The organism is Bacillus sp. GW821-FHT11D08 (assembly GCF_058808515.1).
On sequence record NZ_JBXARS010000008.1, the window covers coordinates 74,418 to 88,767 of the forward strand.

Sequence of the window (14,350 nt, forward strand, 5' to 3'; positions counted from 1 at the left end):
TGAATTGGGCCTGTAAAAATATATTCGCAAAATGAAATATTGGCAGGCTGCGAATGGAATGAAGAAAAAGCAGCCTGCCTATCACATTATTATGGGAACTGAATTCCATTTTAAGGTAAAATTGTAGATCTTATTACCCTTCCTATCAAAAATTTTCTTAGAAAGAAAGCGGGAGTGATCCGTAATGAATAGCGTTCAATCTTATATATTTGAACAAGTGAAACAGCATAAGCTAAGCCAGAAAGAAGCAAAGCGAATGCTAAAAGAATTAAAGGCTGCAAGCAGCAATGAAGATATTGCTATCATTGGAATTTCCTGCAAACTGCCGAAAGCAAACAATACAGATGAATACTGGCAGAATCTGATGAATGGAGAAGACTGCAAAGCGGAATATCCAAAAGATATGATCAATTACATTAAACCGATCGTAAACAATAAAGGGTTTACTGATTTTCTCGGTTCAGGATATCTGACGGAAGAACAAGCAGATAACTGGAAACCTGGCGGATATTTAGAAGACGTAGACAAGTTCGATCCTGAATTTTTTAATATTTCTCCTAAAGAAGCAAAGGCCATTGACCCGTCTCATAGAGTATTGCTGGAGACGGTATGGACTGCGATTGAAGATGCAGGGTATGCAGGGGACAAAATTTATGGAAGCAACACATCGCTCTTTGTTGGAAAAGACCATGTCAATAATACGTTGTACCGCTACATTACAGAATCAGAATCGACAAGTATGACGGGCAACTGGCCGGGTTTGATGGCGGGGCGGATTAATTATTTATTAAATTTAAAAGGAAGTTCTATGGTTTTGGATTCTGCTTGCAGCTCGGGGCTGCTTGGTGTGCATCTTGCCTGTAATGCTTTGAAAAATAAAGAATGCGATATGTCTATTGTCAGCGGAATTTCATTAGGATTCTTTCCGCGCTTCAAAACGTCCAAAAAATCAATGATGGAATCAGTAAGTGATAAAGTACACTCATTTGATAAAGACGCAGACGGGACATTTTTCAGTGACGGAGTAGCGGCAGTCATCTTAAAACCTTTAAGTAAAGCCAAGCAGGACGGAGATCATATTTATGCTGTTATCAAAGGGAGTGCAGTTAATAATGACGGGGCCTCAAACGGATTGACAGCTCCAAATGCCATCGCCCAGGAAGAAGTACTGGTTCAGGCATGGGAAAATGCTCAAATTGATCCCGAAACCATTCAATATATCGAAGCGCACGGTACAGGCACAAAGCTTGGAGATCCAATTGAAATAAAGGGGATTTCCAATGCGTTTTCAAAATATACGGACAAGCTGCAGTTTTGCGGGATCGGATCTGTTAAATCTAATATTGGCCATACCGTTGCCGTTTCGGGTTTGGCGTCACTTATCAAGATCGTTCTGTCTATGAAGCATCAAGTCATCCCTCCGAGTATTAATTTTAAAGAACCGAATTCATTGATTAACTTTGTGAAGTCACCTGTATTTGTTACAGACAAAGCCCATGAATGGCCTAAAAATAACTCACCGAGGAGAGCGGGAATCAGTTCTTTCGGCTTTGTGGGGACCAATTCACATGTAGTGATTGAAGATGCTGGAGATGAGGTTGAAGAGGTCATTCCTGCAAATGAAACATTTGAGATATTTACTTTATCAGCTAAAACAGAGAATTCTTTAATGAAACTCATCAAGGAATATAATGAATTCTTTAAAAAAGGAACTCAAAAAAACGTAAAACACATTTGCTATACGGCAAACACAGGGCGGGGCCATTACGGCTACCGATTGGCTCTGATTGTAAAAAGTTACGAAGAATTAAAGAGAAAAATCGGCAGGCTTGCAGGACAAAACCTGAATGAAATATCAGAAAAAGGCGTATATTTTTCTTTCCATAAAGTTGGTTCTGATAGAAAACAGATTATGGATGAAGGAGAAATTTCCTTATCTGAACATCGAAAAATGAATGCTCAATCTGACAATTTGATACATGACATTCTTACTGAAGGGGATGAATATTTACTGCTAAACCTTACGGAAATTTGCAACCTGTATATCAGAGGAGCAAAAGTAGAATGGACAAAAATGTACAAGGATGAGCACAGAAAGATTGTCAGTCTTCCGACATACCAATTTGAAAGAACATTATGCTGGGGAGAAGTAAAGGACAGAAGAGGTGAAGCGCCGCATCAGAAAAATATCAGTCACCCGCTGATTGACCAGTGTTTGGCTGATTCAATGAATGAGACGATTTATTCAACGACATTTAATGTGAATAAGGATTGGGTTTTAAGTGACCATAAAATCATGGGGGCTTGTGTTATTCCGGGGACGACTTATATCGAAATGGGAAGAAGAGCAAGTGCCGCTTACTATAAAAGCAATCAATTAGAATTACGAGATATTATCTTCTTCACTCCGTTAACGGTAAATGAGGATGAGAATAAGGTTGTACACACAATCATTAAGAAAAAGAAAGAATGTATTCAATTTATAATAGCCAGTCAGGAAGGAGAAACCTGGATTACACATGCAGAAGGAAAAGCGTTTCCATTAACAGACTCTGTATCAATGTTTGATTTACACTCTGTTAGGAATGACAGTAACAGAGAGAAGATAAAAGTCAATTATGAAAATAAAAATGGTTTAATCAGCAAAGTCTTTACTTTCGGACCGAGGTGGCTGAACTTCAAAGAAGTCATACTGGGCCCTGATGAACAGTTGGCCGAATTAAAATTGGCTGATGAATTTACAGCAGATTTAAAAGACGTCTTTTTACATCCCGCTTTGCTAGATAATGCAGTGAACGTGTTTATTGGAGAAGATGATGACGATAGTACATTCCTTCCTTTTTCATATAAAAGTGTGAAGATTTACTCAAGAATGCCGCAGCATTTTTATGCATTTGTCAAAAAGAACGCAAGCAGCAAAGAGACAAAGCTGTGTGATATTCAGTTAATAGATACAGAAGGAAATGTTTTTGCAGAAATCACCGATTATGTATTAAAAAAAGTAAATCGGATTAATGCCCTTTTTGATAAAAGTTCTGAATCACTTTATCAATTAAAATGGATGGCGCAAGAAGCTTTTGATGAAGAAAAAACAGAGGTAACAGGTCCTGTACTGTTATTTAAAGACAACATGGAAATTTATAAATCTATACTGGAACAGTTGAAAATTCATGACGATGATGTTATTGAAGTGGAGTTTGGGGATGAATTTCAGAAGATAAATGGGCGGAAATTCCTAATTAGCGGATCAGAAGAAGACTATGTTCAATTATTGCATAGCATAAACGATCAAAATATCAGCAGCATTATACATATGTCTTCTATCAGCCGCCAAGGAACGGAATCATTAACAGATTTAGAAGACATGCAGAATAAAGGCGTATACAGCCTGTTCCGCTTAGTCCGGGGGTTAAGTAAGAATAAGATGAAAAGCAATATTAATTTGCATCTTATTTCTGATCTTGTGACAGAAGTGTCAGGAGAAGAAAATACAATCAATCCATTGGGCGCCGCGTTGTTTGGTCTGGGACGTGTTATTTCGCAGGAGTTCCAAAATGTTTCATGTAAAGCAATTGATATTGATGAACATACTTCACCGGAAATTATTAGTGAGGAGTTAAGAACAAAAGGGAAACACTATCAAGTCGCCTTTAGGGATGGTAAGCGGTATATCAGTCGGTTGGATACGGTTGAACCAATAAAGAATAAGAAACACGGCGGTTTGGAAATTAAAGAAAACGGTGTCTATATGATTACCGGCGGCACCGGCGGAATCGGTTTGGAGATCGCAAAGCACCTGGCTGGAAAACATAACGTCAATGCTGTATTGCTCAATCGCTCTAAACTGCCTGATCAAAGCCGATGGGACGACATCATTGCTGATGGAACGGATTTAAAGCTTTGCAGAAAACTGAAGTCCATCAGAGCTATCGAGTCAATGGGTTCTAAAGTTGATTGCTACAGCTGTGAAGTTTCTGACTTAAACAGCATGGGGCCGGTAATTGAAGAAATAAAACAGAAATACGGTACGATCAATGGCGTGTTCCATTGTGCCGGAGTTGCCGGGGACGGTTTCCTCTTTAGAAAAGAAGCTAATATTTTTAAAGAAGTGCTCGCTCCTAAAATTAATGGAACATGGGTTATCAATCATTTAACGAGAGACGTAGATTTAGATTTCACGATTTTGTTCTCCTCAATTAATTCTATTTTCGGAGGTGCCGGACAGGGAGATTATACAGCTGCAAATGCTTATTTAGATTCCTTTGCTTATATGCAAAACAAACAGGGAAAAAACACGCTGTCAATTAACTGGCCGGCTTGGGATGAGGTCGGCATAGCTGTCGATTATGGAATTACTGATGAGAGTTCTATTTTCAGATTATTGACGGTAGAAAGGGCTATTTCCGTTTTAGAAGAAATAGCATCGAATAAGCTTACTAATATCATTCCAGGTACATTAAATATGAAGCTCCTCGCTTTTGCAAAGGATGAATTGTCTTTTGAATTATCTGAGCAAATCAAAAACAAATTAATAGATAAAAACAGGACAAAAAACGAAGCAGAAAAACGTCGAAGAACAGATACTGAAGATATAGTGCTCAAAGGAAAGGGAGAACTTTACTCCGATACCGAAAAAAGTATTGCGCAAATGTACTCTATGGTTTTGGATATGCAAGAGCTAGATTTATATGAAAGCTTTAGTGCCATGGGCGGCGATTCTATTATGGCAACCCAACTGTTAAAACTGATTAATCAACAATATCCTGACATTGTGGATATATCCGATATATTTACATATTCCTCTGTAGTGGAGCTATCAGAGTATATTGACAAGCAGCTGAATAAAGATCCACAGCAAGAAACGGAAGAAGATACTGCTGAAAATCGGCTTGAGCAAGAACTCAACAATCTATTTGACGACCTGGAGAACGGCAAAATCAATATACAAGAAGGATTGAAAATTTTAGAAAACTAGTTTCGGAAAAGGGGAAAATTAATGAAGAATACAGAAGAAAACAAGACTGCAATCATAATCGGAGGCGGTATTGCAGGAATGGCCGCGGGCTGTTACTTGCAAATGAACGGATACAGCACGAAAATTTTTGAAATGGGCTTGCTGCCGGGTGGTTTATGTACCGGCTGGAAGAGAAAAGGGTACTTTTTTGACGGTTGTATCAGCTGGCTGGTCGGTTCAGGACCTAACAACACGTTCCATAAATTTTGGAAAGAGCTGAACGTGATACAAAATATGGAATTCATTAATGATGAAGAATTTGCGGTTGTTAACTTTAGAAATGGTGATACATTTACGCTGTATGCTGATGTAGATAAATTAGAACAGGAGTTTTTAAAAGTTGCACCTGAAGATGCGGAAACAATTAAGCTTTTAACTGATGGCATTCGAGTTGTTTCTGATGTAGATCTGGATTTGGATAAAGCGCCCGAACTGTTCGATTTAGCAGACTTTGAGGCCTTCAAAGCAAAGGCTGGCCCTTACATGAAAGTAATGGGGCAATGGGGAAAAGTGACGATCAAAGAATTCGCCCAGCGCTTTAAAAGCAGTTTTGTAAGAGAAAATGTAAATCGTCTGTTTTGGTTTAATGTAGATACCCCTATATCTTACTTTATGGCTACTTTAGGCTGGGCTAATAGCAAATCTTCAGGACATCCTGTAGAAGGTTCTCTGCAATTCGCAAAAATTATTGAAGCCAGATATGTTGAATTAGGCGGTGAGATTCAATATAAATCACCTGTTTCTAAGGTTTTAGTAGAAAATGATAAAGCGATCGGAATAGAGTTGAAAAACGGACAGTGTCATTATGGAGATATCGTCATTTCAGCAGCGGATGGCTATAAAACTATTTTTGAAATGCTGGATGGAAAATATACAGATGATGAACTGACATTTTGTTATGACAACCTTAAAACAAGTGCGCCGCAAATTTATGTCGGATTGGGCGTATCAAAAACGTTTGAAAAATATCCTCATTATTTGAGCCTGGAATTAGAACAGCCTCTTAATGCCTATGGCTGTGACAACGTTAAAAACATATTTGTGAAAATATATAACGAAAATCCTTCATTCGCACCTGATGGCAAAACGAGTATTATCGTGTATGCGAAAACTTCTGCTGAATACTGGGAGACTTTGCAAAAAAACAACCGCGAAAAATATGAAGAAGAGAAAAAAGCAATTGCGAATGTAATGATTGATGAATTAGACAAATGGTTTGGTGAAATTAAATCAAATATTGACGTGACTGATGTATCCACCCCATATACGATCAGAAGATACACAAATAATAGAAATGGAAGCTGGCAGGGCTGGGAAAAACAGATGGAAGGCATCATGCACGAGAAAAAACTGAAACGTTCACTTCCCGGACTTAAAGACTTTTATATGGTTGGGCATTGGAGTCAAGTGGGAGGAGGTCTTCCGAGTGTTGTCTTACAGGCCAGAAATCTGGTGCAGGTGTTATGTAAAGAAGATGGAAAGGTTTTTGAGACAAAAATTAACTAATTCAATAAGCTGCTTCTTCAATTGAAGCAGCTATTCTATATATCCATGATGCTTCTCATATTTTATATAGAATCAAAATCGATAGGGGTGATTAATCGTGGATGATATTTCGATTATAAAACAATATGTATTGGAGCAAGTAAAAGAGCAAAAAATGAACAGGGAAATGGCTTTGCGCATTTTGAAAGGATTATCAGATAAGTCTAAGAAAAATCAATGTGATATTGCCATTATCGGCATATCCTGCCGTTTCTCAAAAGCCAATAATGCAAAAGAATACTGGCAAAACATTATGAACCGTACCTCATGCATCCGGGACTTACCGAAGAAGCGGCGGAAAGATATTGATCCATTGCTGCCCAGTGCGAATGAGAATTCTTATTTTAAAGCGGGTTTCTTAGATGAAATTGATAAGTTTGATTCATCATTTTTCAGAATTTCGCCAAGAGAAGCCATGCTTATGGATCCGAAACAAAGATTGTTTTTGGAGACAGTTTATCACGCTATTGAAGACTCCGGTTATGCTGGGAACAAGTTACAAGGTTCGAATACAGGTATTTTCGTTGGACATGATCATAGCGGTGACTTGAAGTTTTCCTATGCTTCCCTAGTAAATGATGCGGATATGATTGCAATGACAGGTACTTATCCCGGCATATTGGCAAGCAGGACCTCCTACATTTTTAATCTGAAAGGGCCAAGCTTGGTTGTTGATACAGCCTGCTCTTCCGGACTCGTTTCGGTTCATCTTGCTTGTGAGGCACTTAAAAATGAAGAATGCAGCATGGCTATTGCGGGAGGCGTTAATTTATTTCTGAGACCTGAAAATATAGGTACGATGAGCGAAATAGAAGCGGAAAACGCTAAAATCAGCATTTTTGATAAAAATGCAAAGGGGACAGCATGGGGTGAGGGGATTTCTGCTATTGTATTAAAACCTTTACATAGGGCTATAGAAGACAGAGACCACATATATGCTGTCATTAAAGGGAGCGCTACGAATAATGACGGGGCTTCTAACGGAATCACCGCTCCTAATGCTGAATCACAAGAGAAATTGATTACGCGTGCCTGGAAGAATGCGAATATTAGTCCGGAAACTATTTCTTATATTGAAACGCATGGAACAGGCACGATTTTGGGAGACCCGATTGAGATCAAAGGGATAACGAATGCGTTTAAGAAATATACCGATAAAAAGCAGTTTTGCGGTATAGGTTCAGTCAAACCCAATATCGGCCATACAGTCGGGGCATCAGGCATGGCGTCTCTCATTAAAGCATGCATGGCTTTAAAAGAGAAGGTCATCCCCCCAAGTATCAACTTTAATGAACCGAATCCTTTAATTAATTTTTCGAATTCACCTGTTTATGTGAATGACATGATAAGAAATTGGGAAAAAGGAGAGACGCCAAGAAGAGCCGGTGTAAGTTCGTTTGGCTTCAGCGGAACCAACTGTCATATTGTATTGGAAGAAGCACCAGGAATAATAGGTGAGACTGAACAGAGACAGGTAAAAGAGGTATTCACTCTGTCTGCAAAAAATAAGTCCGTCCTGAATGATACAGCATCAAAGTATCTTCATTTTATCTCGGAAGAAAACAATTTGAATCTCTCTGATCTTTGTTATACAGCGAATACGGGAAGAAAACATCTGGAGAATAGAGTGTGTTTTCTCGTAAAAGACATCGAAGATCTGAAGGAAAAACTTGAAAGTCTGCTCGAAGCGCCGGTTCAGCAAGAAGAAGCTGCATTTTCTTTGAAGACCGATAGAGATCTAAGTATCGCTGCTGGAAAAAAACTTAAGGCTTATAATGCAGGCGGGAGAACAGATGAGAGTCTTCTGATTGATATAAGCAAGCTCTATGAAAAAGGTGCAGAGATCGATTGGGAAATGATATACGAAGGAGAAAAAAGAAGAAAAATCAGCTTGCCGGGTTACGCATTTTTGCGGGAGAGACATTGGGTGAAACTGCCTGAAAAATTACCGATAAGCAATGCACTAGATAACCCTTCAGTCAACAAGCCTCAAATAATAAGACTGAGTGGCAGGGAAGACGGCTGTTATTCAGAAACAGAGCTAATGGCAGGACAAATTTGGGGAAATGCCCTTGGAATCAATCCGATCGATGTTACATCCGATTTTTATGAAATGGGCGGAGATTCAATCATAGCAATAGAAATCATCAACTTTATCAATAAACAGCAAGGAACGGAGCTTTCAGTTTCAGATTTGCTAAAGCATTCGAATATAAAACTCTTCTCAGCTTATTTGGATGAATATTCTCTGAGGAAGACAAATGATGTGAATGTGATTCCCAAAGCAGGCGATTTTGAGTGGTATGAGGCATCATCTGCACAGAAAAGAATTTTTATTCTGGATCAATTAAATAAAAACAGCACTTCTTATAATATCCCGTTCTTTTTAATGATTGAAGGAGAGTTGGACGATAAACGTTTAGAAGATGCGTTTAAAAAATTAATAATCAGGCATGAGGTTTTAAGAACGTCCATAGGTTTAAGGGACGGGCAGCTTGTGCAAAACATAGAAAAAGACGTTCGATTTAAAATGGATAGAATCAAGACCTCCGACGAAGAATTAGAGAGCCTTATGGCTAATTTTGTCCGCCCGTTTGATGTAGAAAAGGCTCCTTTACTGCGTGCAGGATTAGCCGAGATTAGTCATCAAAAACATCTTTTAATGATAGATTTACAGCATATTATAGCGGATGGGGCGTCTATCCCGATCCTCCAAAGGGAATTAATAAATTTATACGAAGGCAACGAACTGCCGCCATTGAACGTTCAATTTAAGGATTTTGCGAAATGGCAAAATGAATTATTTCATACTGAAGAAATGAAAAAACAAAAAGACTTTTGGTTAAATGAGTTTAAAGGAGAAATTCCCGCTCTCAATCTGCCCGCAGATTTTTCAAGAGAAGCCAAACGAGATGATCAAGGTGAACGAATCTATTTTTATGCAGGAAGAGAGCTGACCGCCAAGTTAAAAGAATTAAACGCAAAACAAAAAGTCACCCTTTTCATGACTTTAATGGCTTCATTTAATGTGCTACTCCATAAACTTACTGGTCAAGAAGATATTGTTATCGGCACACCTGTAGCCGGAAGAAAGCATAAAGAATTAGAAAACATGATAGGAATGTTTGTAAATACGCTGGCACTGAGAAATAAACCATCTGCCGACAAAACATTCAAAGAACTGCTTGAAGCCGTTAGGGATAATGCGCTTCTGGCTTATGAAAATCAAGATTATCCTTTTGAAGAGCTTGTAGACCATTTGAACCTTGAGAGGGATATAAACCAGAATGCTCTTTTCAACGTTATGTTTGTCCTTCAGCTGATGGATAATCCGGCAATTGAAGTAAATGGGCTGAAATATAAGCCGTATCCTTACGAAAACAAAACAGCCAAATTTGATCTTTTGCTTCAAGCATTTCCTTCAGAAGAGGATATCAAGTTTGAGTTCACTTATTCATCAAACTTGTTTAAGCGCACAACTGTAGAAAAATTCTCACATCGATTCTTAATGATTCTCAATCATATTGTTGAAAGTCAAAATGGACTAATCGGTGAGATTAACATTTTAGAAGAAAATGAACGACGCGAGATGTTGAGTTACAGTGGAAAATCACTGAGAAGCAGAGGCACAGATGCATCTATCTGTGAGCTTTTTGAGAAGCAGGCGGAAGCAACGCCGAATCAAATAGCTGTGTCTGCACAAGACGGAAGCTTAACTTATAGTGAGCTGAACAAAAATGCAAACCGGCTTGGAAGAGCACTCATTCAAAAAGGTATCAAAAAGAATGAAGCAGTGGGCATAGCTGCAGACCGAACCACTGATTTTATCATCGGAGTAATGGGAATTTTAAAAGCGGGAGCAGCTTATCTGCCAATTGATCCATCATATCCGCAAGAAAGAGTTGAGTATATGCTCAAAGACAGCGGGGCCCGCTTGTTACTGACGGATCGTAACAATCATTGTCAAAGGTACGGAGTAGAAAGTGTTTGTCTGAATGAATTGGAAACAGTTCCAGACGACGGGAGAAATGTTAAAGGAGGAGCGGAACGGCACAGCCTTGCCTATATCATCTACACTTCTGGATCAACGGGACACCCAAAAGGTGTGATGATCGAACATAAAAGTATAGTGAATTTAACAGAAGCCCTGCATGAACGTATCTACTGCAAACATGGCGGGCAGCAGAATGTAGCGTTGTTGGCACCCTTTTCCTTTGACGCTTCTGTCAAACAGATTTTTTCTGCGCTGCTTTTGGGACACTCTCTTTACATCATCTCTGAAGAAGCCAGGCATGATATCACGAAACTTGCTGAGTTCTATATCCAAAATAAAATAAATATTTCTGATGGAACACCAGCCTATCTCAGCCTGCTCTCTGAGTCTCCGCAGTGTGGCCGTATAGGTGTAAAACATTTTATTATAGGCGGCGAAGTGCTTAAACCTGAAGAAGTAAAGCGTTTTTATAAAGTATTTAAGAAGAATGACCGTCCTTATATAACAAATGTATATGGACCGACGGAATGCTGTGTTGATGCTGCATCTTATACGATAAACCCAGATAATATTTCCAATATAAAGAGGATCCCTATCGGCACGCCGATAAAAAACTGTTCTATCTACATACTAGATAAACAGCAGAAGCCTGTGCCGCCGGGAGTTATCGGAGAGTTATACATCGGAGGGGAAGGAGTTGGACGGGGTTATTGCAATCGTGAAGAACTAACCGAGGCTAAGTTTATCCCGGATCTTGTTCATTCTGGTGAGAAAATGTATAAAACCGGAGATTTAGGCAAGTGGAATGAGGATGGGAATATAGAATTTGCCGGAAGAATCGATCGTCAAGTAAAAATCAGAGGATTTAGAATTGAACTGGATGAGATTGTAAACAGACTGCTGTCTCACCAAAATGTTCAAGAAGCGGTTGCGATTGCTCACAATGATCAGATATATGCCTATACAGTATGTAAAGATACGCAGCCGCCTTCTCAGCTAAAAGAATACTTATTGGAATATCTGCCGGAATATATGGTCCCGACAGTCATTATGGGCATAGATAAAATTCCGTTGACGAACAATGGGAAGACTGATGTAAAACGTTTGCCGCTACCAGCTGAAAATAATGCCGAGCTGCATCACTTTATTGCTCCGAGAAACGAGATTGAACGAATCGTCAGTGAGGTCTGGTCCGACATTCTTGAAGTTTCTAAAATCAGTATAAAAGATAATTTTTTCGTTTTAGGCGGAGACTCAATTAAAGCCATACAAGCAGCGGTCAGAATGGAAAAATTCAATCTTAGGCTGGAAGTGAAAGACATTTTTCATTACCAGACAATCGAAGGAGTTTCGAATAAAGTCAGTTATATAACAACGGCATCTGATAACAGTGTGATAACGGGGGAAGCCGGTCTTGTGCCAATTCAATGCTGGCTGGCTGAACGCCATAATGATACTCTGCACCATCGGAATCTTTCTTTTATGCTATACAGGGAAGCCGGGTTTGGCGAAGACATTGTAAAAGACATTTTCACCCGGATTATTCAGCATCATGACAGTCTGAGAACAGTATTCAAACGTAAAGGCGATAGAATGGTACAGGTAATCAGAGGCCTGACGGACGGCGACTTGTTTGACTTTCATCTGATTAATGCAATAAACATGCCGCAATCAGATTTAAAAATGAAAATAAATCAAATACAAGCCAGTATGGATCTGACTCACGGACCGCTTGTTAAATTGGCACTGATTAAGGAAGCAGATGGGGAACATCTGTTAATCGTCATTCACCAAATGATAATTGATCATATGTCTTGGAGAATACTGCTTGAAGATTTTAATACAGCATATCAGCAAGTTAAAAGTAACGAAGACATTGTATTACCAAATAAAACCGATTCGTATTTAAAATGGTCTGATTATCTCTATAAATATGCTAAAAGTGAACGGCTGTTGTTTGAGAAAGAGTATTGGACAAAAATCGAAAATGTTTATGCTCCGTCTATTCCGGTTGATATTCAGGGGCAAATTGCCAAAGTCAAAGATAACAGACAAGTATACAGGCAGTTTAATGTTCGGGAAACTGAAAATATAATGAATGCGATTCAAGGACAAGATCATTTCACTATTGAGACTGTTTTGCTCACAGCGTTAGGTTTGACAATAAAACATCAAACAGGCAGTAATACATCTCTCGTGCACTTAGGCAACCATGGCCGCACTCATCAGAGTGAGAAGCTTAATATCTACAGAACAGTAGGCAGATTTTCTGCAATCTATCCAGTGGCTTTGGAGGTCTCCGATTCAGATCATATCGGTTCGAGTTTAGATAATGTTAACTCGACCTTAGCAAATATTCCTGATCAAGGGATAGGATATGGTATTTTAAGATATTTAAAACAAGATATAAAAGAGAAATCAAAACCAGACATTTCATTTAATTATATGGGCGAATTTGATAATGAACTGCACACAGAAAGCTTTACGGTATCTCCGCTTTCAACCGGGAATGATATAAGTGAAGATGAAATTTGGAATTACAAGTTTAAGTTTATTGTGTTGGTAAGAGAGAAAAAATTGAGCATTGGAATTGAATATAATCAAAATCAGTACCATAAGAGTACTGTAGAAAATCTGCTTAATCAGTATATGCATTATATCAAAAAAGCAGCAGAAACCATTTAATTAATCGGAGGTTAACGTAAATGACCAATTCAGTTCAGCAAGATAAACAAGTACCGAAGAAATATCCTCAGGCCGCAGTCATGCAAATGGTTTCAGGGCTGGGGTTTTCCCTGGCAGTTAAAACAGCGGTAGAATTAGATGTATTTTCCGCTTTTCAAAATGGACCAGCTTCAGCGGAAGCGATAGCTGAAGCCCTTGAATTGAACCCCTCTGCCTTATTCAGGCTCTTAAGAGCGCTGGAATCCGTCGGTTTGGTCGCCCAAGCTCAAAATGGCTATTATGATGTAACAGAGTATGGTGCCACTTTGATGCCTGGGAAAGCAAAATCCATTGAGCCTTTGGTAGAATATCTGCTGCATGAAACAGTAGTGCAGTCTATGTTTAAAATGGATTATAGTATCAAAACCGGCAAATCCGCTTTTGAAGCCATTTATGGCGATAAATGGTATGAGAATAATAGTCTTGATCAAGATTACTTAAAAACAATGGATAAGGCGATGGAGATTTATTCAAAAATGAGTCTGCCATCCATATTGAAAGCTTACTCATTTGAAAAGTTTGATGTTATCGTAGACGTCGCGGGAGGAATGGGCCAGTTAATAACAGGCATTTTAGGTGCTGCTCCTAAATCAAAGGGGATATTGTTTGATCTTCCAAAAACGATACAAAGTGCAAAAAAGCATTTAGCATCTTCAGAGATGAGCGAACGCTGTCAGTTTACGGAAGGGAGTATGTTTGAGGAAATTCCTTCCGGAGGAGACTTGTATGTGATAAGCAAAGTGTTAAATGATTGGGATGATGAGCATGTGGTTGCTATTCTTGAAAATATAGCCGGTGCCATGTCTGATCATTCCAAGCTGATTATAGTTGAAAATGTGCCTGAAGCAGACAAGCTGTCCCCTGAAGAAGCTTTTCGTGATTTATTATTTTTAGTATGCTCTGCAGGCGGCAGAGTCAGAAAGAAAACCGAGTTTGAACAATTGATTGAGAAAGCCGGATTAACACTATTAAATGTAATTCAGACCCCGAGTAAATACACAATTTTGGAGTGTGGAAAGAAATAATGTTATATAAGCTATCTCTTTAGGAGATAGCTTTTTTTATATAAAAAG

General features: G+C 38.8%; 4 protein-coding genes. All 4 read left to right on the plus strand.

All coding sequences use genetic code 11. The annotated features are described in order from the left end of the window. The first annotated feature begins 184 nt into the window (after positions 1-184). The 4 genes from AC1RRX_RS15820 (at position 185) to AC1RRX_RS15835 (ending at position 14,302) form a co-directional block, all read left to right on the plus strand. A complete protein-coding gene (locus AC1RRX_RS15820) occupies positions 185-4,975 on the plus strand; it encodes a type I polyketide synthase (protein WP_144464832.1) in 4,791 nt (1,596 codons plus the stop codon). 21 nt (positions 4,976-4,996) lie between these two features. After that, a complete protein-coding gene (locus tag AC1RRX_RS15825) occupies positions 4,997-6,520 on the plus strand; it encodes a phytoene desaturase family protein (protein WP_144464834.1) in 1,524 nt (507 codons plus the stop codon). 97 nt (positions 6,521-6,617) lie between these two features. Beyond that, positions 6,618-13,238, plus strand: coding sequence for a type I polyketide synthase (locus AC1RRX_RS15830; protein WP_144464836.1), 6,621 nt, complete (start codon positions 6,618-6,620; stop codon positions 13,236-13,238). A gap of 20 nt (positions 13,239-13,258) precedes the next feature. Further along, entirely contained in the window at positions 13,259-14,302 is a 1,044-nt protein-coding gene (locus tag AC1RRX_RS15835; RefSeq protein WP_033575115.1) for a methyltransferase, read from the plus strand. The last annotated feature ends 48 nt before the right edge of the window (positions 14,303-14,350 follow it).

Coding starts and splice junctions, on each gene's coding strand:
- AC1RRX_RS15820 (WP_144464832.1), top strand. CDS start 185: ATGAATAGCGTTCAATCTTATATATTTGAACAAGTGAAACAGCATAAG.
- AC1RRX_RS15825 (WP_144464834.1), top strand. CDS start 4,997: ATGAAGAATACAGAAGAAAACAAGACTGCAATCATAATCGGAGGCGGT.
- AC1RRX_RS15835 (WP_033575115.1), top strand. CDS start 13,259: ATGACCAATTCAGTTCAGCAAGATAAACAAGTACCGAAGAAATATCCT.